General features: G+C 59.4%; 25 protein-coding genes. 16 read left to right on the forward strand and 9 right to left on the reverse strand.

Annotated features, from left to right (window positions below; genetic code table 11):
* Positions 1-281: 281 nt before the first annotated feature.
* From E8L22_RS07840 to mobA, 6 genes are all read left to right on the forward strand, one after another.
* Entirely contained in the window at positions 282-1,103 is an 822-nt protein-coding gene (locus tag E8L22_RS07840; RefSeq protein ID WP_136524615.1) for a mechanosensitive ion channel family protein, read from the forward strand.
* A 250-nt stretch (positions 1,104-1,353) separates the two neighbouring features.
* A complete protein-coding gene (fdnG, locus tag E8L22_RS07845) occupies positions 1,354-4,599 on the forward strand; it encodes a formate dehydrogenase-N subunit alpha (RefSeq protein ID WP_136524616.1) in 3,246 nt (1,081 codons plus the stop codon).
* Positions 4,599-5,420, forward strand: a complete 822-nt coding sequence (locus E8L22_RS07850) for a 4Fe-4S dicluster domain-containing protein (protein WP_136524617.1) — start codon at positions 4,599-4,601, stop codon at positions 5,418-5,420. Before fdnG ends, E8L22_RS07850 begins: the two co-directional genes overlap by 1 nt.
* On the forward strand, positions 5,410-6,312 hold the full coding sequence (nrfD, locus tag E8L22_RS07855; RefSeq protein WP_136524618.1) for an NrfD/PsrC family molybdoenzyme membrane anchor subunit: 903 nt from the start codon (positions 5,410-5,412) through the stop codon (positions 6,310-6,312). Before E8L22_RS07850 ends, nrfD begins: the two co-directional genes overlap by 11 nt.
* Positions 6,313-6,325: 13 nt before the next feature.
* Positions 6,326-7,273 (forward strand): formate dehydrogenase accessory protein FdhE, encoded by a 948-nt coding sequence (locus tag E8L22_RS07860; protein ID WP_136524619.1) that lies wholly within the window; start codon positions 6,326-6,328, stop codon positions 7,271-7,273.
* On the forward strand, positions 7,270-7,932 hold the full coding sequence (gene mobA / locus E8L22_RS07865; protein ID WP_246044577.1) for a molybdenum cofactor guanylyltransferase: 663 nt from the start codon (positions 7,270-7,272) through the stop codon (positions 7,930-7,932). The genes E8L22_RS07860 and mobA overlap by 4 nt, the downstream gene beginning before the upstream one ends.
* Before the next feature lie 245 nt (positions 7,933-8,177).
* Here the strand turns inward: mobA and E8L22_RS07875 are convergent, their stop codons facing one another.
* The 4 genes from E8L22_RS07875 to E8L22_RS07890 all read right to left on the reverse strand — a co-directional run bounded on the left by E8L22_RS07875 (position 8,178) and on the right by E8L22_RS07890 (position 10,431).
* The gene (locus E8L22_RS07875; protein WP_136524620.1) at positions 8,178-8,315 is read right to left on the reverse strand and encodes an entericidin A/B family lipoprotein; all 138 of its coding nucleotides are present in this window, start codon (positions 8,313-8,315) and stop codon (positions 8,178-8,180) included.
* Positions 8,316-8,487: 172 nt separating this feature from the next.
* Positions 8,488-8,703: a hypothetical protein gene (locus E8L22_RS07880; RefSeq protein ID WP_136524621.1), complete on the reverse strand. Its 216-nt coding sequence runs from the start codon at positions 8,701-8,703 to the stop codon at positions 8,488-8,490.
* 101 nt (positions 8,704-8,804) lie between these two features.
* Positions 8,805-9,608, reverse strand: coding sequence for an amino acid kinase family protein (locus tag E8L22_RS07885; RefSeq protein WP_135869395.1), 804 nt, complete (start codon positions 9,606-9,608; stop codon positions 8,805-8,807).
* Positions 9,609-9,687: 79 nt separating this feature from the next.
* The gene (locus tag E8L22_RS07890; RefSeq protein ID WP_136524622.1) at positions 9,688-10,431 is read right to left on the reverse strand and encodes a hypothetical protein; all 744 of its coding nucleotides are present in this window, start codon (positions 10,429-10,431) and stop codon (positions 9,688-9,690) included.
* A gap of 739 nt (positions 10,432-11,170) precedes the next feature.
* Here E8L22_RS07890 and rsgA point away from each other — a divergent pair.
* A complete protein-coding gene (gene rsgA, locus E8L22_RS07895; RefSeq protein ID WP_136524623.1) occupies positions 11,171-12,226 on the forward strand; it encodes a ribosome small subunit-dependent GTPase A in 1,056 nt (351 codons plus the stop codon).
* A gap of 124 nt (positions 12,227-12,350) precedes the next feature.
* On the opposite strand, the gene E8L22_RS07900 is transcribed toward rsgA, so the two are convergent.
* Together E8L22_RS07900 and E8L22_RS07905 are read right to left on the reverse strand one after the other, a co-directional pair.
* Positions 12,351-12,596, reverse strand: a complete 246-nt coding sequence (locus E8L22_RS07900; protein WP_136524624.1) for a hypothetical protein — start codon at positions 12,594-12,596, stop codon at positions 12,351-12,353.
* A 19-nt stretch (positions 12,597-12,615) separates the two neighbouring features.
* The gene (locus E8L22_RS07905) at positions 12,616-13,074 is read right to left on the reverse strand and encodes a hypothetical protein (protein WP_136524625.1); all 459 of its coding nucleotides are present in this window, start codon (positions 13,072-13,074) and stop codon (positions 12,616-12,618) included.
* A 208-nt stretch (positions 13,075-13,282) separates the two neighbouring features.
* Here E8L22_RS07905 and ftsH point away from each other — a divergent pair, with 208 nt between their 5' ends.
* Positions 13,283-15,133: an ATP-dependent zinc metalloprotease FtsH gene (gene ftsH / locus E8L22_RS07910; protein ID WP_136524626.1), complete on the forward strand. Its 1,851-nt coding sequence runs from the start codon at positions 13,283-13,285 to the stop codon at positions 15,131-15,133.
* A 54-nt stretch (positions 15,134-15,187) separates the two neighbouring features.
* On the opposite strand, the gene E8L22_RS07915 is transcribed toward ftsH, so the two are convergent.
* Together E8L22_RS07915 and E8L22_RS21375 are read right to left on the reverse strand one after the other, a co-directional pair.
* A complete protein-coding gene (locus tag E8L22_RS07915) occupies positions 15,188-15,823 on the reverse strand; it encodes a TMEM175 family protein (protein ID WP_136524627.1) in 636 nt (211 codons plus the stop codon).
* Between the two features lie 60 nt (positions 15,824-15,883).
* Complete coding sequence (locus tag E8L22_RS21375; protein WP_162604795.1) at positions 15,884-16,057, reverse strand: hypothetical protein; 174 nt, start codon at positions 16,055-16,057, stop codon at positions 15,884-15,886.
* 335 nt (positions 16,058-16,392) lie between these two features.
* Between E8L22_RS21375 and mgtA the strand changes: the two genes are divergently transcribed.
* Positions 16,393-18,957, forward strand: coding sequence for a magnesium-translocating P-type ATPase (mgtA, locus tag E8L22_RS07920; protein WP_136524628.1), 2,565 nt, complete (start codon positions 16,393-16,395; stop codon positions 18,955-18,957).
* Positions 18,958-18,998: 41 nt separating this feature from the next.
* Here the strand turns inward: mgtA and E8L22_RS07925 are convergent, their stop codons facing one another.
* Complete coding sequence (locus tag E8L22_RS07925) at positions 18,999-20,177, reverse strand: class I SAM-dependent methyltransferase (RefSeq protein WP_136524629.1); 1,179 nt, start codon at positions 20,175-20,177, stop codon at positions 18,999-19,001.
* 140 nt (positions 20,178-20,317) lie between these two features.
* Between E8L22_RS07925 and E8L22_RS07930 the strand changes: the two genes are divergently transcribed.
* From E8L22_RS07930 to E8L22_RS07960, 7 genes are all read left to right on the forward strand, one after another.
* Entirely contained in the window at positions 20,318-20,611 is a 294-nt protein-coding gene (locus tag E8L22_RS07930) for a hypothetical protein (protein ID WP_136514863.1), read from the forward strand.
* 288 nt (positions 20,612-20,899) lie between these two features.
* Positions 20,900-21,664, forward strand: a complete 765-nt coding sequence (locus E8L22_RS07935; protein WP_136524630.1) for a methionine ABC transporter ATP-binding protein — start codon at positions 20,900-20,902, stop codon at positions 21,662-21,664.
* A 24-nt stretch (positions 21,665-21,688) separates the two neighbouring features.
* On the forward strand, positions 21,689-22,357 hold the full coding sequence (locus E8L22_RS07940; RefSeq protein ID WP_136524631.1) for a methionine ABC transporter permease: 669 nt from the start codon (positions 21,689-21,691) through the stop codon (positions 22,355-22,357).
* Positions 22,358-22,389: 32 nt separating this feature from the next.
* Positions 22,390-23,241 (forward strand): MetQ/NlpA family ABC transporter substrate-binding protein, encoded by an 852-nt coding sequence (locus tag E8L22_RS07945; RefSeq protein WP_198420127.1) that lies wholly within the window; start codon positions 22,390-22,392, stop codon positions 23,239-23,241.
* Positions 23,242-23,807: 566 nt separating this feature from the next.
* On the forward strand, positions 23,808-24,419 hold the full coding sequence (wrbA, locus tag E8L22_RS07950; RefSeq protein ID WP_136524632.1) for an NAD(P)H:quinone oxidoreductase: 612 nt from the start codon (positions 23,808-23,810) through the stop codon (positions 24,417-24,419).
* 156 nt (positions 24,420-24,575) lie between these two features.
* A complete protein-coding gene (locus E8L22_RS07955; protein WP_136524633.1) occupies positions 24,576-25,268 on the forward strand; it encodes a VIT1/CCC1 transporter family protein in 693 nt (230 codons plus the stop codon).
* 146 nt (positions 25,269-25,414) lie between these two features.
* The gene (locus E8L22_RS07960) at positions 25,415-26,314 is read left to right on the forward strand and encodes a YceI family protein (RefSeq protein WP_136524634.1); all 900 of its coding nucleotides are present in this window, start codon (positions 25,415-25,417) and stop codon (positions 26,312-26,314) included.
* The last annotated feature ends 122 nt before the right edge of the window (positions 26,315-26,436 follow it).

Here is a 26,436-nt window from a genome sequence, read left to right on the forward strand (position 1 = left end):
CGGGTGCTGTTCTCCACAAAGCACTGCATGAGGCCCTACGTCCCCCCCTTTGCGAAGGGGGGACAGGGGGGATTTGCCTTGATCCGACAGTTGGGACTCCTTGGCGAAGGCGGGGATTTGCCGTCTCAAAATGCCTCAAATCCCTCTATGACAGTCCCCCTACATCATCTATGAGTGTCCTAGCTGGCACTATGTAAGAATAGATGTAAAGTTGTGAAATGCCGAGATGACAGAGAGGTTAACTCAACGTTGTGCAACCAGTCTTAACCGGGAGGGAAAGCATGGACAACATGGCGGAGTTCAACAAGCTCGCGGTCGCTTATGCAACGGAGTACGGAACCAAGCTCCTGGCGGTGATTCTTTTCTGGTTGGTGGGACGCTGGCTCATCGGGTTGGTTGGCCGCATGCTGCATGGTGTGCTCGAGAGGCAGAAAGTCGATCCCACCCTCATGCGCTACATCGGCAATTTCCTCTCTGTCACCCTGAACATAATCCTCGTCGTCGCCATCCTCGGTTACTGCGGCATCCAGACCACGACCTTCGCCGCCCTCGTGGCAGGCATCGGCATCGCGATAGGCGCCGCATGGGGAGGACTTCTTTCCAACCTGGCGGCCGGTATCTTCCTCATCGTGCTGCACCCGTTCAAGGTGGGAGACTTCATAAGTGCAGGCGGCGTGACCGGAACGGTCAAGGAGATCGGCCTTTTCATCACCACCATAGACACCCCCGAAAACGTACTGGCCATGGTCGGCAACAGCAAGATCTTCGGGGACACCATCCAGAACTTTTCCGCCAACGCCTTTCGCCGAGTCGAGCTCAAGTGCCAGTTGGCCGGCGGTGCGGACCACGTGGCGGCGATGCAACTGTTAAGGGAGAAGATTGCCGGGGTCCCCAACGTTCTTGCCGAGCCGTCGGTGCAGGTGGAGATCCTCGAGTTCGTCGCGGCAGGGCCGGTGCTGGCGGTGCGTCCGTTCTGCCACAACGATCACTACTGGCAGGTCTACTTCGACGGCAACAAGGTGATACGGGAGAGCCTGGCGGAAGCTGGTTTCCCGGCACCGATGCCGGCGCAGATGGTGTTCGTGCAGAAAACCTTCCCCTGAAACCTCTCCCCCTTCGTGTACCCGTAACCCAAGCGCCGCACCGAAAGCCCCCGATCCCGGGGGCTTTCTTGTTGTAGCTGCAAAGCGCTGCCCGAGCCTTAGGCTCCCCCTTTTGCCACCCACCTCCCTGTCACAAAATTACTATGAGTAAATTTATGACAGTGGCTGGAAAATCTCCTACGAGCTTGTACAGTTATTGGCACGGTTTAAGCCAAAAATGGATCGCTGTAAGAGAACAGGAGGTCGCTATATGGGAATCAGCCGGCGCAAGTTCCTGAAGGTCACTTCCGGCATCGTTGGCGGCGGTGTCGCCGCGGAACTCGGAATCTTGAACGTCGATACGGCCGCTGCCGCGGCAAAAGCGGGCAAGGTGCCGATAAAAAGCGGCAGGCAGATACCCAGCATCTGTCCCTACTGCGCGGTCGGCTGCGGCCAGATCGTCACCGTGGACGATGCCGGCGTCATCGTCGACATCCAGGGCAACCCCGACTCCCCGATCAACCAGGGGACCCTCTGTCCCAAAGGCGCCGCGACGCTCCAGCTCGTAAAGAACGAACAGCGCTGGAACACGGTGAAATACCGCGCTCCGGGGAGCGACCGTTGGGAGGAGAAGCCACTCGACTGGGCGATGAGCCGGATCGCGGAGCTGACGAAGAAAACCCGCGACGCGAATTTCAATGAGTTCCAGGACATGCCCGACGGCAAGGGGGGGACCATCCGGAAGCGGGTGATGAACACCTACGCCATCGCCTCCCTGGGCGGCGCCACCATGGACAACGAGTGGAACTATCTGCACCAAAAGCTCATGCACGCGCTCGGGGTCGTTTACCTGGAAAACCAGGCCCGCATTTGACACTCCTCGACGGTCCCCGGTCTGGGGACCACGTTCGGCCGCGGCGGCTCCACCACCTTCCCGCGCGACCTGGAGCGCTCCAACGCCGTCCTCATCATGGGCTCGAACATGGCGGAGTGCCACCCCGTCGCCTTCCGCTGGCCGCTCAAGGCGAAGACCGACCATGGGGCCGTGCTCATGCACGTCGATCCCCGCTTCACCCGCACCTCGGCCGCCTGCGATGTCCATGTCCCGATCCGCGCCGGGAGCGACATCGTCTTCCTGGGCGCCATCATAAACTACGTGATCAACAGCAGGCGCTGGAATGAGGATCCCTTTTACCGTGAGTTCGTGGTGAACTACACCAACGCCGCCACCCTGGTCAACCCGGACTTCAAGGGGACCGAGGAACTGGACGGCGTCTTCTCCGGTCTCGCCCCGGACGGTAAATCCTATGCCAACGCGACCTGGTCCTATCAGCGAAACCCCGCCCCCGGCAAGGGAAAGGGGGGCTTGGGACCCTTCAGCGACCTTTTGCTGCAGCAACTCCCCGGGCGCCCCAAAACGGACCCCACCATGCAGGACCCGCACTGCGTGCTGCAGATCATCAAAAGGCACTACGCACGCTACACCCCCGCCCTGGTGGAAAAGGTCTGCGGCTGCAGCGCCGAGCAGTTCACCAAGGTGGCGCAGACCATGCTTGAGAACTCCGGGCGTGACAGGACCGCCAACATCACCTACGCCGTGGGGTGGACCCAGCACACCGTCGGGGTGCAGATCATCCGCGCGGCGGGCATGCTGCAGGCGCTTTTAGGCAACATCGGCCGGCCGGGGGGAGGGGTGCTCGCGCTGCGCGGTCACGCCACCATCCAGGGGTCAACGGACATCGCCACCCTGTACCACTCGCTACCCGCATACCTCAACATGCCGGACGGCCGCAAGAAGCACGACTCCCTCAAGGACTTCATCCTGACCGAGGCGGGGCCGGTCGCCACGAGCTACTGGGGGAATTACCCGAAGTTCGCAGTCTCCTACTTCAAGGCCCAGTTCGGCGCCGCGGCCACCGCGGAAAACGACTACGGCTACGACTACCACCCCAAGATCACCGGCGACCATTCCCATATGCCGATGATGCTCGACATGGGTGCCGGCAAGATAAAGGGGTTCTTCGTCATGGGGCAAAACCCGGCGGTGGGGGGGCAGAACGCCCGCCTGCAGCGCAAGGCCCTGGCGAAGCTCGACTGGATGGTGGTGCGGGACTACTTCGAAACCGAAACCGCCTCCTTCTGGCGCAACTCCCCGGAGATCCTCTCCGGTGAGCTGAAGTCAGCCGACATAAAGACCGAGGTCTTCTTCCTCCCGGCCGCCGCCGTTGCCGAGATGGAGGGGTCCTTCACGAACACGCAGCGGTTGTTGCAGCAGCACGACAAGGCCGCCGATCCCCCCGGGGACGCGCGCAGCGACAGCTGGTTCACCTATCACCTCGGCAAGAGGCTCCAGGCGATGTACCGCGACTCGGCGAACACCCTCGACTGGGGCATCAAAAATCTCGCCTGGGATTACGAGCCTGATGCGAAGGAGGTCGCTCCCTGGCGCATCAAGGACGAGCCCTCGGCCTACCGGGTGCTGAAGGAGATCAACGGCTACACGGTAGCCGACGGCAAGCCCCTCGCCACCTTCGCGAATCTGAAGGAGGACGGTACCACGATCTGCGGCGCCTGGATCTACACCGGCGTCGTCCCGGAGGAGGGGAAGAACAACGCGGCGCGCCGAAAGCCCGACGAGTGGATCTCCCCCAACTGGGGCTTCGCCTGGCCGGCGAACCGGCACATCATGTACAACCGCGCCTCGGCGGACAGCCAGGGACGTCCGTGGTCCGAGGCCAAGAAGCTCGTCCTGTGGGACCCGGACGCCGACAGCGGCACCAAGGATCCGGCCGGAAACCCGGTGCGCGGCAAGTGGGTCGCCCCCTCCGGCGAGGGGATCGACTTCCAGCCGACCAAGGCTCCCGCCATGGTCGGGAAGGACGCCGCGCTTGGCTTCGACTGGCTGAGCGGCAACGACGCGTTCATCATGCGCGCCGACGGCAAGGCCTGGCTCTTCGCGCCGGCAGGGCTTGTGGACGGCCCGCTTCCCGCCCACTACGAGCCGTACGAATCACCGGTGGCGAACCGGGTCTACCGGCAGCAGTCAAACCCGGTGGCGAAGGTCTGGCGCACCGACGGCAACGTCTACCACGGCGTCGCCGATCCCAAGTACCCGATCGTCGTCTCCACCTACCGGGTGACCGAACACCACCTAAGCGGCACCATGAGCCGCTGGCTCCCCTGGCTCGCCGAACTGATGCCGGAACTCTTCTGCGAGGTCTCTCCTGAGCTTGCCGCCGAGAAGGGGATCAAGAACGCGGGTTACGTGACCATCGTCACCGCGCGCGGCGAGATCGAGGCGCGCGCCCTGGTGACCCGGCGCATCAAGCCCTTCGTCATCGACGGGAAGAAGGTGCACGAGATCGGCCTCCCCTGGCACTGGGGGTGGCAGGGGAACGCGAAAGGGGACGTCGCCAACGACCTGAGCGCCATGGTTGGGGACCCCAACGTCTCCATCCACGAGGGTAAGGTGTTCACCTGCGACATCAGGGCGGGCAGGAAAGGAGGGCGGAGCTGATGGCAAAGGGCATGTTCGTCGACACGACCATCTGCACCGGGTGCAAGGCGTGCCAGGTGGCCTGCAAGCAGTGGAACGGCCTCTCCGCAGAGCCGGCGCACTTCGGGAAGAGGCCCGGGGTTCCCTACCCCGTCGCCGACAACTTCACCGGCGATTCTTACGACAACACTGGGACCCTGAGCGCCACCGACTGGCGCCACGTCCGGTTCATCGAGCAGATCGACGAGTCGCGCCGTGAGAAGCGCTGGCTTTTCTCGAGCGACTCCTGCAAGCACTGCAGCGATGCCGGTTGCCTTAACGCCTGCCCCACGAAGGCGATCGTACGCACCGACCTCGGCAACGTGGTGGTGCAGCAGGAAACCTGCATCGGTTGCAAGTTCTGCATCCCTTCCTGCCCATACGGGGTCATCTCATTCAGCGAGGAGACCGGGACGGCGCACAAGTGCACCCTGTGCAACGACCGCATCCACAACGGCCTCGGCACCGCATGCGCCAAGGCGTGCCCTACCGGGTCGATCCGGTTCGGCGAACTCGCCGACCTGAAAAAGAGGGCCGACGCGCGCCTGGCCCAGTTGAAGGGGAAAGGGGAGCAGGCGCGCATTTACGGTTACGAGGAGGCGGACGGACTCAATGTCTTCTACCTCTTCGCGGACCGCCCGAAGGTCTACGGGCAGCCGGAAGACCCGGTGGTGCCGCAGCGCCGCCTGGTGCTTTGTTCCCTGGTGACCATCCTCACCGCGCTCGGCGTGGGGGCGGCCGCCCTGGTGAGCTTCAGGGAAAGGCTGAACGGCAGAGACGAGGAGGAAAACCATGAGTCCTGAGATCATTCAGCCCCCGGAATGGGCCTGGTACTACATCGCGGTCTACTTCTTCGTGGCAGGCACCTCGGCCGGTGCCTACTTCATCGGCGCCATGGAGGAGCTGTTCGGCAGCGGCAGGGAGCGCGAGGTGAGCCGCGCCGCCTGCTACATCGCCTTCCCGCTCCTCATCCTCGTCCCCATCCCGCTCATCGCGGACCTGGGACGGCCGGAGCGCTTCTGGCACCTGTTCATCTACAACCAGGGGGGATACCCGTACCTGAACCTCATCTCCCCCATGTCGGTGGGGTCCTGGGTCCTGCTGATCTTCAGCGTCTGCACCCTGCTCTCCTTTCTGGACAACCTGGTGGCAGACCGGGTGATCTCCTTCCCCCTCTTCTCCAGGTACTACAACCGCATCCCGAGGCGCCTCTACGCCGTCTTCGGCTCCCTGGCCGGTTTTTTCATCGCGGGGTACACCGGCGTTCTCCTGAACGTCACCGCGAGCCCCTTCTGGGCTGCCACCTCACCCTTCATGGGGGCACTCTTCATCGTCTCCGGCGCTTCGACCGGGGCCGCCGCCATTTCGCTCTACCTCATCTGGCGCAGGCGCAACTCCGGCGGCGAGGTGGAAAGACTGGAGGCGTTCGACCGCGTCGTCATGGTCTCCGAGCTCGTGCTCATCGCGCTGCTCCTGATTCTTGCCGGTCGCACCGCGCTTCCGCTGATGACGCTCCCCTTCGTGGCCATGTTCTGGTTGGGTACCGTGGCGCTCGGCATCGTGGCGCCTCTGTGGTTCAAGTACCGCTTCCGCCGGCATCCCTTCGGGGACGCACCGGTGCTGGCGCATTACCTGTGCATCCTGGCGGGAGGGCTCCTTTTGAGGATCAGCCTGCTGCAGGCGGGACAGTTGTGAGTACGGAGGGGGCATGACTGCGGAACGAAACGCCGACCAAGTGCTGCGGCGCCTGGAAGAGATAGCGACGAAGTCGCCGGAACTACGGGTCACGGCCCGACTGTACGAGGCGTTGCTTCCCGCGTGGCAGAAGGCGGAGGTGGCCGGTGCCGTCGCGCCGTTCGACGGAATCAAACTGGGCCAAGTGCTGAAAGGTGGGACACCGCTGCTTGCCGCCGCCGACATCGAGGTGGACTTAGACGGCGGGGCGGCGGTGCTGCTTGCCATGCTGCGTGCCGTCGGGGAACTGGAACCGCCTGCGGTGCGGCGGAGCATCTGGCGTCGTTGGGGACGGCCTGCCGAGGTGTGGAGCGAAAGTGAGGCGGCGTCTCTGGCGGCGCTGCGCCGTTCAGCCCGGGAGCTGCTTGGCGGCATCGACGCGGGAGAGATTGACCCTGCTGAGTTGCTTGCACTGGCGGCGTCGGGCGATCTTGCAGGGTTCAGCGCCCGGGTTGCCAGGGGAACTGCGGATTGGGAGCTACCCTGGACTGTGGCGCACCACGCTCTGAGGCCCTTCCTGCACGAAGTGCGCAGCCGGGCTCCCCTCGTGGAGATCGGGGTGTGGCAGCGCGGCGAGTGCTACGTCTGCGGCGCTGCCGCCACCTTCGCGGAGCTGCAGGACGACGACCAGGTGAAGCACCTGCGCTGCACCGAGTGCGGCGCCGACTGGCACCACCCGCGGCTGCAGTGTCATCACTGCGGCAACGAGGACCATGCGACCCTCAGGTATCTCTACGTCGACGGAAGCGACCACCGCCGCGTGGAGGTCTGCGACGTCTGCCGCAGTTACCTAAAGGTGATCGCCTCCTTCACCCCGACCTCCACCGACTTGCTCGTGGTCGAGGACCTTGCCACCCTGGACCTCGACTTCCTGGCGCAGCACAAAGGGTACTGCAGGCCGTGCCGTGGGGTAGCCCTGTGAGAAGCAAGGCGCTTGCGGGGCATATCCCCTTTCCCGACGTGACCGGCGTCATCCTGGCGGGCGGACTCTCCAGTCGTATGGGAAGCAACAAGGCACTGCTGCCGTATCGCGACGGACTTCTCATCGAGATCATCTACCGTCAGCTCGCATCGCTTTTCGGCGAGATCATCATCGCGGCGAACGATCCGGCGACCTACGGCTTCGTCGGGGGGCGGGTGGTAACCGACCGCTATCCCGGCGCCGGTGCTCTTGCCGGGCTCCATGCCGCCCTTGCCGGAAGCCGCACCCCGTACATATTCGCCGTCGCCTGCGACATGCCCTCCTTGAACCTCGCCCTGATCCGCGAGCAGGTCGCCCTGCGCCACCGCGCCGACGTCGTGATTCCGGAAGGAGACAAGGGGGTGGAGCCGCTGCACGCAACCTACTCGACGGCCTGTCTGCCGCACATCGAGGCCGCGCTCAATGAGAGCCACTGCCGTTTGGTCTCCTTCTTTCCGCGGGTGCAGGTGCTTCGCCTCTCTCCCGCCTGGGTTGCCGCGTTTGACCCGTGCTTCACCTGCTTTCGCAACGTCAATACCCCCGCCGAATACCATACCCTGCGCCGAACCGCTCGGCCCGAACCGCTCACGACGGGACTTTCCGTTGAAGCGACGCCATAGCTCCCACTCCCTCTACCGAAGATGAGACCAGACGCCCCTCCCCATTGGCGCGGGTTGATCCGGGAATTAGAGGGAACGCGGAGCGCAGCCGCCCACGAAGCGCTGCATGAGCCGCGACGTTCCCCCCTTTGCGAAGGGGGGACAGGGGGGATTTGCCGTTGCGTGACCACAGAAAAGGGCAGTCCGTCGGTCGCCCGGATCTGCCCCTTTTCCCAGTTGGATACCTTTATCGGGTACGGCTCCACTCACCGCCCCGATGAATTCTCTATTGCCTTTCCTCCGCTTTGCATGTCTTCACCGACGCCCTTCACGGTGTGACAGCCAGCCAGAGCCCACATGGATGCCATGACAACGACCACTGCAGCAGCAATTCGACGTTTCATATCGTCCTCCTTTTGGGTCGGCTTTATTGGTTGCTACTTATTGCATTGTAACCGATAGGCAAAAAGCCTGCAAACAGTATGAGGAGACGTCGCATCATGTGGCCATATAAACAAAACAGGGGCTGTTGCCAGCCCCCGTTCTTTACTGCGTCGGCGATCCGTTCCCGAACCGCTAGTCTTCGTCCTCTTCACCCTGGTGCTTCGGCCCGCGGGGCAACTCGACCAACTCAGCCCCCAGCGCCTCTGCGATGCACTTAAGCTCGCACATACGCATGTGCTGGCCGTACACCTTGAGATCGAGGTCGGCTACCGCCACCAGTACGTGGCGCGGCTGGTGGGCTCCATCCTGCATCTTGGTCCTGTGACGATAAAAGATCTTTCCTGCCATGAAAGGGTGCCTCCTTTCCTTTTATTCCTCCCTGGTGGAGGGGGTACACTTTCATTATACAGATTGACCCGGATAACTGCCAGTCACGTCAGGTGATTTTCTTACACCCGGATCACCGTGCCAACCTTCTCCTTCCTGATCGCCATCCCGACCGTGCCGCGCTTGTGGCCGTTCACGATGCGTATCTCCTTCACGTTGGTCATGTCGCGCATAAGGTAAAGCATCTTTCTTTCCAGGACCAGGTCCTCCATGTCGAGCTTTATCAACTCATCCACGGTGATGTCCTCGATCAGTTCGGCATCGGGATTGATCCTCGGGTCCTCGGTGAAGAGCCCGTCCACGTTCTTCACGAGGATGCAGCTCTTGGCCCCCAACACCTCCGCCATGAGGAGAGCCCCGGTGTCGGTCCGGTGCGGAGGGATGAGCCCGGTCTCCGGCGGGTGTTCGTAAAGGCCATACGGCGGCGTGCCGTGGATCACCGGGAGTAGCTTCAGGTGGAGCATGGTGGGAAGGTCGAGGAGATCTCCCGTCTTCACCCGGCTGCCGCCCCACTTGGAGAGAAGCAGGGTGACGATCTCGGCGTTCTGCTCGCTGATCTTACCGGCCAGTTCCGCGAGCACCCCGGTAGGCATGCCGAGGTCGATGCCGATGTCGAGGATGTGGCGCACCCGCACCCCGCCGCCGGTGACCACCATGATCTGGTTTTCCCTGGAGAGCTCGCCGATCTCCTCGAGAAGCGGCAGGACCACTTGGCTTCCGTAGTCGATGATGCCGTGCCCCCCGATCTTCACTACGTTCAACTCGGGCACGAGCCGCAACGTGCCTCCCGCGTGCCTGTGCTTCAGACCCTTGCGTACCAGGGTCTCCCCCTTCAGGTGCGATTCAATTTCATGTCTGGAATTCATGCAACGACCTCCTAGGAATTGGGCATAACAACACATCGGTGAAGGGGACAGGCACTGCGGAGCCAGTCCCATCCATCGTTCAGTAATCACGCAGAAGCTTTCTTGGCAGGGTATGCCAGGCCGGTGTTCCGCCGTCGTCCACGGCGGCGCAGACCAGCAGCACTGAGAGCCCGTCGCGCATGACCGTTTTGGGCTTGTCTCCGATCAATACAGACTCCTCTTCATCCGGGGCGGAGCCGTCCGCGGTCTGCACAGCATCCACGTCGGGCTGGTCGAGTAGCTCGCGCACCCGCAGCCTTTGCCCGGGAAGGACGCCTGCGAGACTCCCCCGCATGCGCCCGTCGTTTCCCCACAGCCTGAGTCCGACTCCCGCGAGGGCGCCGATGATGCCGTGGCCGGTCCCCCCGTGCTCGGAGAGGTGGATGCCGAGCCTCCGCGCGAGATTCAACGCCTGCTCCTTGTCGAGGACTTGGAGCTTCGCCTGCCGCCCGAAGGCGATGAGGTCGGCCGTGGACCCGATGCGGTCCGGTACGGCGACGCAGAGCCCGGGATCGGAACCTTCGGCGCATTCCCGCTCCAGGAAGTCGCAGGCAAACCGCACGACCTGATCCAGAGACCCCTCAGGTATCTCGGCGGGAAAGCACATGGCGCTGTTGTGGGAGGTGTATGGGATGTCCGGGTGAACGAGCAACTGGTGGCGGGTGACGAAGCCGGGTTTCCCCCAGCGGTTCGTCAGCACGGCGTCCGCGATCAGAGCCGCTAGTTCTCCAGTTCCCCTGCTGTGGGCGTTGTCAGTATCGTCGATGGCTAAGAGAATGCGCATGTGAGCCTTGCTGGCGGCAGGATGAGTGTGTTTGACGCACAAACTATAGCATGAAAGTCTCTAAGAGAAAGTCTGGCTGTCTATGTCGGTTCAAGATTGGAATTGTGTTTTTCATTCCCCGTCTTCTTCTCTCATCTCTGTGAACTTGTTTTTCGCGGAACCCGATATGGGTTGCGTCCTTGGCACCGAGGAGCAGGCCGCCTTCACGCTTGAGAACGCGATTTCAAGCTTGAGAACGCGACTTCACGCTTGTTATTGGCAAAATCATGCTTGATGTCGCAATCTCAAGCGTGATTTTCTGAAAATCATGCATGAAATCGGGGAAACAAGCGTAAACGTTGCTTCAACAAGCATGAAAAAGAGGAAATCAAGGCAGCTTTAAGGGCTGTTGGCACGGTTCTGGTCTGAAAAATGTGCAAAACGTCCAAAAACGAGCTTGCGAGCCTCAAAATCAAGCTTGAGAACGCGATCTCATGCTTGATTTTTGCAGAATCATGCTTGAAGTCGCGTTCACACGCGTGATTTTGGGAAAATCATGCTTGAAGTCGCGATAACAAGAATAAAAGTTGGTTTAACCTGCAAAAAAATGCAGTGTTCGGGAAGGTCATCATCGTGGTGGTGTGACTGTGCAGCCTCGGGGGAAAGCATTGGAAGGAGAGGGTAGGGCGACGAAATCAACTTGATAGGCCAACGCAACTGGTCTAAAGTGCCGGAAAGTTAACGATAAGAGGCGGTTTTTATGGAAAGCAACCCTATGGGACCAGCAGGATGGCTGGAAACTCACGACGGAAGTCCTCTTCCCGACGGATGGAGCTTCGCCAGGGTCACGGCCGTGGACCGCGGTTCCTACATGATCAGAAGCCAGGCGGGGGAAGCGACTGCGGAGCTGACCGGCAAGCTTTCCTACCAAGTCGAGAGCACCGTCGACCTGCCGTGCGTGGGGGACTGGGTGGTCGTGCAGTACTATGACGACGGTGCCTCGGCGGTGATCCACGAGGTCCTTCCGCGCAAGACTTTCCTGCGGCGCAAGGCGCCCGGCACCCGTGCCGACTTCCAGATGATCGCAGCCAACATAGACATTGCCTTCATCGTCCAGTCCTGCCGGTTCGATTTCAACCCGCGTCGGCTGGACCGGTACCTGGTCATGGCCGCAGACGGCGGCGTCGAATCGGTTATCCTGCTTACGAAGGCTGACTTGGTCCCCCAGGACGAGTTGGAGCAAAAACTCCAGGCGGTTTCAGCCGAAACCGGGACACGGGTGTTCCCCCTCAGTAACATCACCGGCACCGGCCTGGACGAACTGCGGCAGATGCTCACTCCCGGCAAAACCTATTGCCTGCTCGGTTCATCCGGTGTCGGGAAGACTACGCTCATCAACAACCTCATGGGGCGGGAGGCCTTCGACACGAAAACGGTCAGCGGTACGGGGGAGGGAAGGCACACCACCACGCGACGGCAGCTAATCCTTCTGGACGGAGGAGCCATGCTCATCGACACGCCCGGCATGCGCGAACTGGGGCTTCTAGGTGCCGACGACGGGGTGGCCGGAGGTTTCGCCGACGTCGAATCCCTCTCTGGAGCTTGCCGTTTCGCGGATTGCACCCATGAGCGCGAACCGGGCTGTGCCGTCCGCGCTGCCGTCGAGCGCGGTGACCTGAGTGAAGAGCGCTATGCAAGTTACTTCAAGCTCAAGAAGGAATCTGACTTCTACGGCATGTCGTACGAAGAGAAGAGAAAAAAGGACAAAGCCTTCGGCCGGTTCATCAAATCGGTGAAGGAGCAGTTGAAAGACTGAAGTGACAAAAGCCGGTCCCGGGGAGCAACTGCTTGAGCACCCGGGACCGGCTTTTTATGTGTGTTGCTCTTTTATGTCGGCACGGCCGCATGCACCGGATATGGATCAGGCCGTGCCGTTAGCCTCAGCGCCGCTGGTAACGGTGTCCGGAGTTGGGGTCTCCGAGGATGAACCCTGTCAGGGCGCCCGCTGCGCCGCCAAGAATCGCACCGACTGCGGGGCTTCCGCCCGAGAGTCCACCTAACAACGCGCCGCCGCCGGCACCTATGGCGCCACCGCTTAATGTACTTTGCTGCTGGCGCGACATTCCCACACACCCAAAGCTAAATGCCACCAGCAGCACGACGGCCAGATATCTCATAGCTCTCATGCGCTGCCTCCTCGCCGGCCTACGGTCCGCCTGAACCGGCGAACGGCTGGTCGGCTATGCCCGTTTTCAGTTTAGGTCTGACTATCTGCGTCCAGATCACCCGCATGACCGGAAGATCGCGATCATCGGGATTTGCGAGATAGTAACCGTCGATGTCCTTGATGATGGTCTCCATGGGGACGCCACGGAGACCTTCAGCCAGTTTTGCAGCGAATCCCTGTCTTTTGAGCTCAGGGTGCCGCTGGTTCACGTTTTCCTCGATGGTCACCACGTGTCCGATGCCCCATACGAAAGTGATCTTAGCCTCAGGCTGAAGGGTCTGCCACGTTTCTCCGGTAAGAACCGGCATCTCCTTCAGGTCCTTGGAGAGATCCCCCGCTGGGTTCTCCTCAGCCGCAAGTGCGGGAGTCACGCCTGAAAGACTTGCGACGAGCGTTAGGACACAGAGCGAACGGATGACTGTCTTGGCTATGTTCATGTCCCACCTCCATCGTAGTACTGCTGTCCCAAGCCTTCATTATACCAAAAGTGCCTGTGTCAATCACTGAAATGCCACAGTTTGCAGGTGGTGCTGATTTTCTTTGTCCAGCTCCTTCTGTCGCGCTTCTCTCACAAAGCCCTGTTTTATTGAATGTGTAGGTATATAATTTCATACACAGAAAAACTGGCCATCCGAAGGAAAGCCCATGAAACAGCAATCCTGGCGCACGGTTATCTACATAATTTCGGTTTTCATGCTGTTTAACATCTTTTACAGCTACATGCTGCGTGATGCCGGACAGACAGCCCAGATCAGCTACAGCCGCTTTCGTGCCGAACTGACCGGCAATAACCTCAAGAAGGTCAGCTTCAAGGGGACCGGCGTTCGCGGGGAATTCCTGCGCAAGATCAAGATTGTTGAAATGGTGCAAGGTAAAGAGGTCGCTCGGGAGGTGGGCGCTTTTACCACTACGATGCCTGCTGTAGCTGATCCGGCGCTGCTTGGCGAGCTCGCCTCACGCAACGTTGAAATCAGTGCCGTTTCTCAGGAGTCATCGTTGCTCGTTACATTTCTCATTTCCATGCTGCCCTGGGTGCTCATCATCGGGGTCTGGTGGTACGTCTCCCGCAAACTCGGCAAGCAAATGGGGACAGGAGGCATGTTCGGCAGCTTCGCCAAATCAGGTGCCAAGGTGTACGGCACCGGGGAGAAGGTCGATGTCACGTTTGAGGACGTCGCCGGCATGGAAAACAGCAAGATCGAGTTAAAGGAGGTCGTCGATTTCCTGAAAAATCCTGATCAGTTCCGCAAAATTGGTGGAAAGGTGCCCAAAGGGATCCTCCTGGTCGGCCCCCCCGGTACCGGCAAGACCTTGCTGGCGCGGGCGGTGGCAGGCGAGGCGGGGGTCAACTTCTTCACGATCTCGGCCTCCCAGTTTATCGAGATGTTTGTCGGAGTCGGAGCCAGCCGGGTCAGGGACCTGTTCACCAATGCCAAGAAAGGTGCTCCAAGCATCATCTTCATCGACGAGATCGATGCGGTGGGTCGCAGCCGCGGCACGGGCCTTGGCGGTGGGCACGACGAACGGGAGCAGACACTGAACCAGCTCCTCTCCGAAATGGACGGCTTTGACCGGCACGAAGAGGTGATCGTGCTGGCGGCGACGAACCGCCCGGACGTGCTTGATCCCGCGCTGTTGCGGCCTGGTCGCTTCGACCGGCATGTGGTGATCGAGCGGCCGGACTGGCGTGACCGGGAGAAGATCCTCAAGGTTCATGCGCGCAAAATCACCATGGCAGAGGGGATCGATTTCATAGCCATCGCCAAGGGTACCCCCGGCATGACCGGAGCCGATCTGGAAAACCTGGTGAATGAAGCGGCCATTCTGGCTTCGCGGGAGAAGGCCCCGGCGGTTGCCATGGTCCATTTCGAGCAGGCGAAGGACAAGCTCCTCATGGGGGGGGAACGGAAAATGGTCATTTCCGAGAAAGAGAAGCGACTCACCGCTTACCATGAGTCGGGGCATGCCCTGCTTGCCAAACTGCTGCCGGGCACCGATCCCATTCACAAGGTCACCATAATCCCCCACGGCATGGCGTTGGGCGTCACCCAGCAACTTCCGGAGGATGACCGGTACTATTACCCGCGCAGCTATCTGGAAAACCGCATCTGTGTGACCTTGGGGGGGAGGGCTGCCGAGCGTCTGGTCTTTGGCGAAGCCTCGACCGGCGCCCAAAACGACCTGAAGGTGGTCACCGACCTCGCCGAAAAGATGGTCTGCCAGTGGGGCATGAGTGAAAAGATCGGGCCGGTGGCTTTCACCCGCGGGGAAGAACACCCCTTTCTGGGACGCAAACTCGCCGAAGAGAAGGGCTTCTCTGAAGAGATGGCCTGGAAGATCGACCAGGAGATCACCGCCATCATCCGCAACAGTGAAAAACTTGCCGACCGGCTTTTGTCTGAGAACAGGGCTCTACTTGACGCTCTGGCGGCGGCATTGCAGGAAGAGGAAACGCTCGATGGCGCACGGGTCGAGGAGATTATCAGGTCGGTTTGAGGCGGGCGTAAAACGGATAGGTAGGTCGGGCACGCTGTTCGAGACGTGCATGGATCAGGGGGGGATATTTTGGGGCCACCCTTTGAAACCTATGAAGACCGCAATGCAGAGGCAGAACAAAACGCTCATCGTCGCCGAAACGAAAGAAATAGAGAAAGCCGCAAGATACATGGTAGGCCCGAAGCTCAACTGCCTCCTGATTTGCTCGACGTGCGCAGCGTCGGCGCTTCGACCTGTTCCAATCAGCCTCCCGCCTTTTGACGCATAATGCCACAAGCTCTTGAAGGCCAGCGCTATCGCGAAGAAAGTCCCAGAAAAAAACGCCGAGGCGACTTTTGCTTCGGGATGGAGCAGGTACTCGGCGGCCAGAGCCGTAGGAAAAGGGAGAAACGTGATGAGCAGAAGTGTTAAACCGTTCAAGTACAAGAAAGTATGATCACTTCGTTTTACAAAGGTGAAGATGCGGTGATGATTGACCCACTTCGCAAGGATTGTGGCAAAGCTCGTTACGAAGGCGAGGTAGTGAGGCCACAAAGCCAACAAAGCGGAACCGAGGCTGTCGCCGGCATGCAGGGCGGAAGGCTTGGGCACCTGTATGGTCAGAACCAGAAGCGTTATCGCGATAGCGAAGACGCCATCGCTGAAGGCCTCAAGACGTCCGGTCTCATTTCTTTCAGACGATTTCGACATTTGCCCTCACTGCACGTAAGGACGGTTCCGGTTTGTCCGGTCTGATCACCCTTTTCATCGTTAGTTTTGGAGGCGATCGATAAGATGCATCAGGAATTTCTCGCGTTCGGCCATTTCCACGTGCCACGCCCTGTTGTCGGTGCCGATCTTTTCAGTTCTCAGTTCTGAGAGAGACGACTCCAGTATTTCCATCAGAATGCCGGCTTCCGTCTCGGTTAATTCGATCTTGGTCATTTCGAGGCCCCTTTCTCATTGCCGGTAGTGCTGCTTGGATTTGCAGGAGGCTTTTGCAGGCAGAGGTGGTGGTACGATTGGGTGAAGCTTTCATGTACTGTACCCTCACTAGATTATACCTGCCGGCGAACATGTTACAATTGTACACGGCGACTGCCGTGAGAGTGGCGGGCTCTCAATGTGACAAGAGCGCACACTTTCACGAGCAGGCGCTACCCGGTAAGTGATCTCCGAACAGTCGATTTACAGGAGCGCCGGGACGAGAAGGCGAAACTTTGGTGGCAGCGCAGCCGGTCTTAAGAGCGTGGAAGCCTTGATGGACGGAGAAACTCATCATGCCTGCACCTACGGTCAAAGCGGTTCCCTCCTTCTGGCAACTATCGATCCCGGTGCTTTTAGAGTCGCTGGGTTCGAGCCCTGACGGACTAGACCGCGCCGAGGCGTCCTTACGCCTGGCCCGGTTCGGCCCCAACCTCATCCATGGTGAGCCCAAAAAGGCGTTGTTCCTGCAATTCATCTCCAAGTTCAAGAACCCCCTGGTCATAATCCTCCTTACCGCCAGCGCCCTCTCCGCCTTCACCGGCGACGCAACAAGCTTCATCATCATAGGCATCATCGTCCTTGTCAGCGTCACGCTCGACTTCGTCCAGGAGTACCGGGCCGGGCAGGCGGCCGATCGGTTGCGCCAGTCGGTGACGGTGCGCGGACAGGTGCTGCGCGACGGTGGGGTGCTTGATATCGCATTTGCCGAGATGGTGCCGGGTGATGTGGTGCTGCTTGCCGCCGGGGATCTGGTGCCGGGTGACGGGCGGTTGCTGGAGGCAAAGGACTTTTTCGTAAACCAGGCGCTTTTGTCCGGGGAAGCATTTCCAGTGGAAAAATCCCCGGCCGAGTTGCCGGATGAGCCCGAAGTGCTCGCCGCAGTAAACAGCGTGCTTATGGGGACGTCGGTTGTAAGCGGCACCGCCAAGGTGCTGATTTGCAGCACCGGACAGGAGACGGAGCTCGGCGGGATCGCCGATACCCTGCTGGCAAAGGCGCCACCCACCGCCTTCGAGGAGGGAACCCACCGGTTCGGGATCCTCATCATGCGCATGACGGTACTTCTTGTACTGTTCGTGCTGCTGGTGAACGCCTACTTCCACCGCCCCTGGCTTGAATCGTTCCTGTTTGCCGTGGCTCTCGCGGTGGGGCTCACCCCCGAACTGCTGCCCATGGTCGTATCGGTGACCCTGTCGCGTGGTGCGCTGCGTATGGCGGCCAACAAGGTGATAGTGAAAAGGCTCGGCTCGATCCACAACTTAGGGAGCATGGATGTCTTTTGCACCGACAAGACCGGCACTTTGACGGAGGCCCGAATCCACCTGGAACGCCATCTGGATCCATCTGGAAAAGAAAGCCAGCGGGTTTTGGAGTTGGCCTACTACAACAGTTATTTCGAGACCGGGCTTAAGAGCACGTTGGATGACGCCATCCTGGAGCATGGCGAGATCGTGGTCAGCGGCTGGAAGAAGATCGATGAGGTGCAGTTCGACTTCGAGCGTCGCCGGATTTCGGTGCTCCTTGACAACGGCGCGAACAGGCTGCTCGTCGTAAAGGGGGCCCCGGAGGATATCCTGCGGCTTTCGGTGCGATATGAGACGGATGGAGGGACGCAGTCGCATCCCCTCGATACGGCGGCACGCTCCGGCATCGACGCGCAGTTCGAGGCGCTGAGCCGGGAGGGGTTCCGGGTTTTGGGGATCGCTTCGCGGCAGGTTGGTCCGGACCATCCTCATGCGGTGGTAGGCGATGAATCGGAACTGGTTTTTGCGGGGTTCGCAGCTTTTCTCGACCCGCCCAAAGTCAGCGCGAAAGCTGCCCTGGCGGGACTTGCGGCAGATCGCGTCTCGGTCAAGATCATAACAGGCGACAACGAACTGGTGACCCAGAACATCTTCTCCCAACTCGGGCTGCCCGTAACCGGCGTGCTTACCGGGGCGGAAATGCAGCGGCTGGACGATCCGGCACTCTCCGCTCGGGCGGAGCAGGTGAACCTCTTCTGCCGCGTGTCACCGGCTCAGAAAAACCGCATCATCCTCGCCCTGAAGAGGCGCGGGCATGTGGTGGGTTATCTGGGGGACGGCATCAACGACGCCCCGTCGCTTCATTCCGCCGACGTCGGTATTTCGGTGGAAAGCGCCGTGGACGTGGCGAAAGCGGCCGCCGACATGATCCTTTTGGAGCAGGACCTGGGGGTCCTCCACGCCGGCGTCCTGGAAGGGCGCCGCACCTTCGGCAACATCATGAAATACATCATGATGGGCACCAGTTCCAATTTCGGCAACATGTTCAGCATGGCCGGGGCTTCGCTTTTTCTCCCCTTCCTCCCGATGCTGCCGGTGCAGATCCTGCTCAACAACCTCCTCTACGACGTATCGGAGCTTCCGATTCCACTGGACCGGGTGGATGACGACGACCTGAGCCATCCGCGCCATTGGGACATGAACTTCATCCGCAACTTCATGTTGGCCGTCGGACCGGTCAGCTCGATCTTCGACTTCCTAACCTTTTACGTGATGCTCGAAGTTTTCCATGCCGGGGAAGCGCTCTTCCATACAGGCTGGTTCGTGGAGTCCATGGCCACTCAGGTGTTGGTTATCTTCATTATCCGCACCCGCAAAAACCCTTTCCTGAGCCGGCCCAATCCATGGCTCGTGTTTTTCGCGCTGATGACGGTGACGGTGGCCGTGATGTTGCCGTTCACCCCCATGGGGGTTCACCTTGGCTTTGTGGCGCCGCCGGCGTTCTTTTTTCTCATCCTGACCTCCATATTGCTCGCCTATCTTCTGTCTGTGGAAGTAGTGAAGAGGCTGTTTTTCCGCCACATGGGCAGGAACTTGAAAAGCCCCGCCGTGTGACGCCCCGGTGCGCCAACGCTCCTCATAACCGGGGGGGCACGCTACTGACGACGCAAGTTCGCCTCGGCCGGTCGTTCCAACACCACCCTGTAGGCTTCCAATCCGTGGTTTAAGAAAGAATGAGCGGAGCCCCATAGGTAAAGTCTGAACGTACGGTAGAGCCTTTCTCCCCAGCGCTCCACAATGACATCTTTGGCAGCATCAAGGTTTTCCGCCCATGCCTTACAGGTAAGGTAGTAGCTATGACGATCATTGTGGACGGACATGACCTCAAATTCGGTTTTATCAACTTCCTTTATGAACTCGCGCAAGCAGAAATAGGAGTGATTGCCCGGGAAAACGTGCCGTGAGATGAAAGTAGGCTTTGAATACTTTTCCCTATAGGCGCTGGCATCCAGATACACCCTTCCACCAGGCTTCAGCAACTTCCGGAACTGCCGCATAACGGCATGGTAATCCGAGAGGTGTTCCATTACACCCAGAATGACGATGGCATCGTAGGGCTCGGTTGCTGCGTGGTCGAAAAAATCCTGATAAATCACCTTGCAGGGGAGTTGGAACTTCAGGATTACATCCTTGATATACTGCTCGGACTGTCCGGAAATTGTCAGCGAGGTGACGCGGATTCCGCGTTTGCCGGCATATTCCGTAAAGGTTCCCCATCCTCCACCTACATCGAGGACCCGATCCCCCGGCTTCACAAGACAGGAGGAAAGGGCAAATTCGAGTTTTCGTAACTGGGCGGTCTCCAGTTTTTCGTCATCCCGCTCGAACACCGCCTGCGAATAGCAGCGGGTTGCGTCCATGAAGGTAAGGAAAAAGTCCTCATCGCGCTCGTAGTGGCGTGCAATGGCCTTTTGGTTTGTGTGCGTCTGGCCGATGAACAATGGAAGCATCCTGCTCAACAGATAGTCGAGTACATGCCTGTCGGTCAAGATGCTTCTGAAACCCGGGAGCTGCAGCATGTCCCCTTCGATATCGATGCTGCCGGACATGTATGCTTCACAGAACTTAAGCTCATCGAAACTGCAAAGCGCAGCCAACCCGTTGCGGTCGTTGATCGTGAATGAGATTAACGGGGGGGCGTCGCCGAATTGGTAAGAACAACCCTGCAGTTGGAGGCGGAATGGTATACTGATTCTGTCGCCCAGATGCCTCTGAATCAGTCTGATTGCCCTGTCATAGCTCCGTATGTATGAAGCTGAGGAAGATTTGAGCATGGCATCCTCCTGGAATGAAATTGTTGTTAAAGTTTAACGTGAGAAGTGCGGTTTTCCACCATGGCGACCCGTCACAGTCGATTCGGAAGCGGGCACCGTATCAAACAGCGGAAGTCAACTGAATATTAGGGGAGGACGGTATGGCAGGAAGCAAATCCATTCTCACGGAAATCATGGCGAGGAAGCTGCCGCCAAGCGAGCGCCGGAAGTTTATGAAATGGTCTGATAGTGTAACGAATGAAGAATTTGATGAAGGTTTGTCATTGTTTTTCACGATAAGTGAATTGCAGGACGCGGTAGGAGACTATGCGATCGAACAACTGCAAGAACTCGAGATGCACTGTGATATTAAACTTACCGCCATTGTTGATGTCCATGGTAGGGTTTTTAAGTACAGAGAATTCAAGGAGACCAAAGCGGGAGGATTTGGATAACCGCTCCGCAGTCATCGCGGCTGTCACGCCTTTGGGGCGCCGTTTTTGCCGCCAAACGATGCTGCACGTGGTCGAGCCGCGGGCGCGCCTTCGCGGGACGGCGCTAAATCACGCCGCTGAAGAGGGACTATGCTCTGATTAAAAGTTGAGTTCTTCTGTCAAATTTGATATAAGTCTCCGAAGTTAAAAGTTTAAGTCGGAGACGCCGGAAGCTGGACAGAGAGCTGGAGGTGGAAGAAAGCCTCCCTCGGCATCTTTTTTGTGTCAGCCCGCGGTCACGGGGGGCAAGTGATTACCATCGACAGCCTGAACAAGCAGTACCATACGCCGCGAGGATCGTATCACGCGCTACGCGACGTGACCCTTCAGGTAGAAAAAGGGGACATCTTCGGCATCATCGGACTGAGCGGAGCGGGGAAGTCCACCCTGATCCGCTGCCTGAGCCGCCTCGAAGAGCCGGACAGCGGTAGTATCGTCATCGACGGAAGGGAGATCACCGGGCTGGCAACACACGAGTTGCGGGAGGCCCGCAAGAAGATCGGCATGATCTTCCAGCACTTCAATCTGCTCGATTCGAGGACGGTACAGGGCAACGTCGCCTTCCCGCTTGAGTTGGCCGGCTTCCCCCGCAAGGAGATCGCGCGGCGGGTCGCGGAGATTCTTGATCTAGTCGGGCTCTCAGACAAGGCCGGCAGCTATCCGGCGCAGTTGTCCGGCGGGCAGAAGCAGCGGGTCGGCATCGCCCGCGCCCTCGCCAACCACCCTGAAGTGCTCCTAAGCGATGAGGCCACCTCGGCGCTGGACCCGCAGACGACCAGGGCAATCCTCGAGCTGCTGGCCGACATCAATCGCAAACTTGGCCTCACCATCGTCCTCATTACCCATGAAATGAGCGTGATCCGGCAGATCTGCGGGAAGGTAGCGGTCCTGGACCGCGGCGAGATCGTCGAGTCCGGGCCCGTAGATGCGGTATTCTCCGCGCCCTCCAGCGCGACCATGAGACTTTTCCTGGAGCACAGCACGCTGCTGCAGGGATCCGGCGCCGGCATCTAGAGCAGGAGAGAGGAGGTGGTAAAGATGAATGAAGACCTGATTCCGATGCTACTGACCGGTTTCGGAGAAACCCTTTACATGGTGGTGTTGTCCACCGTCGCGGCCGTCGTGCTGGGACTCCCTCTCGGGGTGCTGGTTGTCATCACCTCGACCGGCCACGTCATGGAGTCACCGCGACTGAACCGCATCCTCGGCACCGTGATCAACATCACCCGGTCCTTCCCCTTCATAATCATGATCGTGCTGCTGCTGCCTTTGTCCCGCTTTCTGGTGGGGACCACGCTGGGGGCTACGGCCGCTGCCGTTCCGCTCTCCATCGCCGCAGCCCCTTTTCTCGCCCGCATCATCGAGAACAGCCTGAAGGAGGTTGATCGCGGCAAGGTGGAAGCGGCCCTCGCCATGGGGGCCACGCCGCTGCAGATCGTGCGAAAGGTACTGATTCCCGAGGCGCTCTCCTCGCTTGTGCTTGGTCTGACCCTCGCGGTGATCACCATAACCGGGTTCACGGCGACCGCAGGAGCGATCGGGGCCGGCGGGCTCGGCAGCCTCGCCATCCGTTACGGCTATATGCGCTATCGGGAAGACGTCATGTTTGCGACCGTTCTCATTCTGGTCATCTTTGTCCAGGGGGTGCAGTGGAGCGGCGATCGACTGGCGCGACGGATCAATAGAAACCAACACCGGCTCGGCTAAAGGGCCTTATATCCAAACGGAGGAACACAAAGATGATGAGCAGATTTAACGGCAGGCTGAGCCTTGCCTTGGTCGCCCTGGCCCTGGTTGTAGTGGCTGCGGCGGGTTGCAAGAAAAAGGAAGGAGAGGCCGGTAAGGGCGCCGAAGGTGCGGCGTCGACGGCAGGAAAGACCCTGAAGGTAGGGGCGGCGGTGGTTCCGCACGCGGACATCCTCAAATTCGTCGTACCGAAATTGAAGGAGCAGGGCGTGAATCTCGAAGTGGTGACCTTCGACGACGAGGTGCAGCTAAACCCGGCGCTCGCCGAGAAGCAAATCGACGCCAACTACTTCCAGCACGTCCCCTACCTGGAGGCCGTAGTGAAGGAGAAGAAGTACCAGTTCCAGGTGGCCGGCAGCATCCACGTGGAGCCGATCGGCCTTTACTCGAATAAGATCAAGAGCATCGCCGAACTGAAAACCGGCGCGCAGATCGCGGTTCCCAACAATCCCTCCAACGAGTACCGCGCCCTGGCACTCTTGGAGAAGCAGGGGCTCATCAAGCTGAAACCGGGCATCTCCAACTTCCAGGCGACGCCGAAGGACATCGTGGAGAATCCGAAGAAGATCAAGTTTGTCGAGGTAGAGGCCGCGCAGCTTACCCGGACTCTTCCTGATGTCGACGGCGCGGTGATCAACACCAACTTCATCCTCGACGCCAAGATCGACCCGCAGAGTGCCGTCGTGCGCGAGGACGCCAAGTCTCCCTACGCCAACATCATCGTGGTGCGCAAGGGAGAGGAGGCGCGCGAGGATATCAAGAAGCTGGTTGCCGCACTGCAGTCCCCCGAGCTGAAGCAATTCCTCAAAGAGAAATACGGGGCTGCGATCATCCCGGCGTTCTAGCTCAACTGGCGAGCAGGTACGGTCTGGTCGTTGGAAGAAGAACAAGGCCTTCGGCCGGTTCGTCAAGGCCGTGAAGGACAGTTGAAAGATTGCGACAAAAGCCGGTCCCTGGGAGCAACTGCTTGAGCACCCGGGACCGGCTTTTCTATGTCTATAGCTCTTTTTATGTCGGCACGGCCTAGTGCACCGAGGATGGTTCAGGCCGTGTCGTCAGCCTCAGCGCCGCTGGTAATGGTGTCCGGAGTTCGGGTCACACGGTCCGCCTGAACCGGCAAACGGCTGGTGGCTATGCCTGTTTTCAGTTTAAGTTTGACGATCTGCGTCCAGATCACGTCATAGTGACTGGCTTCCAAAGGGAAGCCACCGCAACAACTGTTCCAGTGCCTAGTTACGCTGTCAAACAGATCTTTGGGCTATGCAGCATTCGTCAGAAATCGCTACAAAACCCGGAGTCCAGAATCCATACCCACCTCGACTGCAGGTCTATGGATGGTATAATCCATATCCGTTAACCGTCTATGTTTTATCCGTATTTGCAATCAAACATCTTACGATCGGAGGACACTATGAAAGTACTCGTGCTTTACTATTCAATGTACGGTCACATACACCGGATGGCAGAGGCTGTGGCCGAAGGGGTCAGGGAATTGCCCGGAGGGGTGGCAGTGTTAAAGCGTGTGCCTGAAACCCTCCCTGATGACGTGTTGGAGAAAATGGGAGCAATTGAGGCGCAGAAGGCATTTGCTCATGTGCCGGTCTGCACCGTCGAGGAACTCCCCGACTACGACGCGATAGTCTTCGGTACCCCGACCCGTTTTGGCAACATGTGCGGACAGATGCGGCAATTCCTGGATGCCACTGGCGGTCTCTGGCTGCAAGGGAAGCTGGTCGGGAAGGCGGGAAGCGTCTTCGCCAGCTCGGCTACCCAGCATGGCGGTCAGGAATCGACCATTCTCACGTTCCATACCTTCCTCCTCCACCAGGGTATGGTGGTCGTCGGTCTTCCCTATGCGTTTGGCGGTCAGATGCGCAACGATGAAATCACCGGCGGCTCTCCCTATGGGGCTTCCACGATAGCTGGGACGCAGGGAGAACGGCTTCCGACCGACAACGAACTGGCCGCGGCGCGCTTCCAAGGTAAAAACGTGGCCACAATCGCCGCAAAGCTTTCCGCGTAGTTAGTATTTCGCCAATGTCAGATGTGTCCCCAGTGGGGGGATAGGCGCCCGGCCTGCCCCCCTATTATGTTCCGGCTCGAAAGCACGGCAGGAACGCTTGGAAACTCCGGGACCCTGGCGTGCGATGGAACCAATAACAAAACCAAGGTGGGGAGGATGCCTAAACATCTGGAGCAGCACTACGCAACCCGGATCGGTTGGCTGCGGGCAGCGGTACTTGGCGCAAACGACGGAATCCTTTCGACTGCAAGCCTCGTTGTGGGGGTGGCAGCCGCCAACGCAGTGCGCGGTAATGTGTTCTTAGCGGGGGTAGCGGGCTTGGTGGCTGGTGCCATGTCAATGGCGGCGGGAGAGTATGTGTCCGTCAGTTCACAGTCCGACACCGAGAAGGCCGACCTTGACCGTGAGCGACGTGAGCTTAAGACGGACGTTGTGACTGAGTGCCGGGAGCTGGCGGCCATATATGTCAGGAGAGGACTTGATCCCTCACTCGCCATGCAGGTCGCCGAGCAGCTTATGGCACACGATGCGCTAGAGGCACATGCGCGCGATGAACTGGGAATTTCGGAAATAGTCATCGCCCGTCCCCTGCAGGCGGCACTGGCATCTGCAGTAACTTTTTCAGTGGGGGCCGCCTTGCCGCTACTCATCGCCTTGTTCAGTCCATCTGCCTATTTCATTCCCGTGGTGGCAGGCGGCTCACTTTTGTGTCTGGGGATTCTGGGCGCTTTGGCCGCACGAGCCGGGGGGGCAAGCGTTGTTGTCGGGGCAGTTCGTGTTGCTCTGTGGGGAGCCCTGGCAATGGCGGTCACCGCGGCAATAGGCGCCCTTTTCGGTACGGTGGTCTGATTGTCACCTGCTGTTCGCAGCAATTCACGGTCATTTTTTTGCGGGCCCCTTCCTGAAACAGACGGGCCCCGGAGAGGATGTTGACTATGTGACGACCCGACTGACCTGCAGGTTCTAGTTGAACATCGCGAGAAGGAGCTAGTGCTATGAGCCATACCTTGTCATCCAACCAAATGATGCTGAGCCTCCAGAACGGTGCCGTGGTGATAGATGTGATGACGCCGGAGGATTATGCCGCCTGTCATGTGACCGGCGCCCTGAACGCCTGTGTCTATGAGGTTGCCTTTCTCGATCAGATCGCCGAACTGGTCCCTGATCGAAATCAGGAAATGATCCTCTACGACGCTACCGGCACGACCCGATCCGCCGAATTGGCCTATGAGCGGCTGCAGCAAGCCGGTTACGCCAAGGTCTCGGTGCTTGCCGGCGGGCTTGCCGCTTGGCGCAGGGAAGGACTGCCGCTCGAGGTAAAAGAAAAGGCGGCCCCATTGGGGTTGCGGGATGGCACCTACCGGATCGACACAGAAAAAAGCACCATGGAGTGGATCGGCCGAAACCTGAACAAACGGCACTACGGCCGCATCGGCATCAAGGGGGGAGAACTGTCCATCATAGGCGGAAAGCTCTCCCGAGGGCATATCGAACTGGACATGACCAGCATTTCCAATCTGGATCTGCAGGATGATGGTTGGCGCGACATGCTGATCCGCCACCTTAAATCTGACGATTTCTTCGCTGTGGATCGTTTTCCGACAGCTTCGTTCACCTCGACGGGATGGGAAACCAGGGAAGAGAATTCGTTAAACGCAGTCAAAGGGATTGTCACAGGAAAGTTGAAAATAAGAGATGTCACCCGAGAGATCCGCATCCCTGCGATGATCGCTCCGCAAGATGACGGCGGCATCCAGGCTCATGCAGCCTTCGATCTCGATCGTACCCTCTGGAATGCCTGCTACGGATCGTGCAGGCTGTTCGAGCGACTTGGCATGCATTTCGTGGATGACTTGATCAGTCTTGAACTGTTTGTAGTGGCGGGCACATGGTGATAGCGGCTTTTAGGGGAGCGCTCAGGATAAATTCGCCCATGAGGCATCACCCGCAGGTGCCACGATTTATCACCTCCCGGTGTATGGCTCAGTCGGGGCGCTTAAGCGTTACAAAGTCAAAA

Origin of the sequence: Geomonas ferrireducens (assembly GCF_004917065.1) — a bacterium.
Classification (GTDB): Bacteria; Desulfobacterota; Desulfuromonadia; order Geobacterales; family Geobacteraceae; genus Geomonas; species Geomonas ferrireducens.

Coding starts and splice junctions, on each gene's coding strand:
- E8L22_RS07840 (WP_136524615.1), top strand. CDS start 282: ATGGACAACATGGCGGAGTTCAACAAGCTCGCGGTCGCTTATGCAACG.
- E8L22_RS07850 (WP_136524617.1), top strand. CDS start 4,599: ATGGCAAAGGGCATGTTCGTCGACACGACCATCTGCACCGGGTGCAAG.
- nrfD (WP_136524618.1), top strand. CDS start 5,410: ATGAGTCCTGAGATCATTCAGCCCCCGGAATGGGCCTGGTACTACATC.
- E8L22_RS07860 (WP_136524619.1), top strand. CDS start 6,326: ATGACTGCGGAACGAAACGCCGACCAAGTGCTGCGGCGCCTGGAAGAG.
- E8L22_RS07875 (WP_136524620.1), bottom strand. CDS start 8,315: ATGAAACGTCGAATTGCTGCTGCAGTGGTCGTTGTCATGGCATCCATG.
- E8L22_RS07880 (WP_136524621.1), bottom strand. CDS start 8,703: ATGGCAGGAAAGATCTTTTATCGTCACAGGACCAAGATGCAGGATGGA.
- E8L22_RS07885 (WP_135869395.1), bottom strand. CDS start 9,608: ATGAATTCCAGACATGAAATTGAATCGCACCTGAAGGGGGAGACCCTG.
- E8L22_RS07890 (WP_136524622.1), bottom strand. CDS start 10,431: ATGCGCATTCTCTTAGCCATCGACGATACTGACAACGCCCACAGCAGG.
- rsgA (WP_136524623.1), top strand. CDS start 11,171: ATGGAAAGCAACCCTATGGGACCAGCAGGATGGCTGGAAACTCACGAC.
- E8L22_RS07900 (WP_136524624.1), bottom strand. CDS start 12,596: ATGAGAGCTATGAGATATCTGGCCGTCGTGCTGCTGGTGGCATTTAGC.
- E8L22_RS07905 (WP_136524625.1), bottom strand. CDS start 13,074: ATGAACATAGCCAAGACAGTCATCCGTTCGCTCTGTGTCCTAACGCTC.
- ftsH (WP_136524626.1), top strand. CDS start 13,283: ATGAAACAGCAATCCTGGCGCACGGTTATCTACATAATTTCGGTTTTC.
- E8L22_RS07915 (WP_136524627.1), bottom strand. CDS start 15,823: ATGTCGAAATCGTCTGAAAGAAATGAGACCGGACGTCTTGAGGCCTTC.
- E8L22_RS21375 (WP_162604795.1), bottom strand. CDS start 16,057: ATGACCAAGATCGAATTAACCGAGACGGAAGCCGGCATTCTGATGGAA.
- mgtA (WP_136524628.1), top strand. CDS start 16,393: ATGCCTGCACCTACGGTCAAAGCGGTTCCCTCCTTCTGGCAACTATCG.
- E8L22_RS07925 (WP_136524629.1), bottom strand. CDS start 20,177: ATGCTCAAATCTTCCTCAGCTTCATACATACGGAGCTATGACAGGGCA.
- E8L22_RS07930 (WP_136514863.1), top strand. CDS start 20,318: ATGGCAGGAAGCAAATCCATTCTCACGGAAATCATGGCGAGGAAGCTG.
- E8L22_RS07940 (WP_136524631.1), top strand. CDS start 21,689: ATGAATGAAGACCTGATTCCGATGCTACTGACCGGTTTCGGAGAAACC.
- E8L22_RS07945 (WP_198420127.1), top strand. CDS start 22,390: ATGATGAGCAGATTTAACGGCAGGCTGAGCCTTGCCTTGGTCGCCCTG.
- wrbA (WP_136524632.1), top strand. CDS start 23,808: ATGAAAGTACTCGTGCTTTACTATTCAATGTACGGTCACATACACCGG.
- E8L22_RS07955 (WP_136524633.1), top strand. CDS start 24,576: ATGCCTAAACATCTGGAGCAGCACTACGCAACCCGGATCGGTTGGCTG.
- E8L22_RS07960 (WP_136524634.1), top strand. CDS start 25,415: ATGAGCCATACCTTGTCATCCAACCAAATGATGCTGAGCCTCCAGAAC.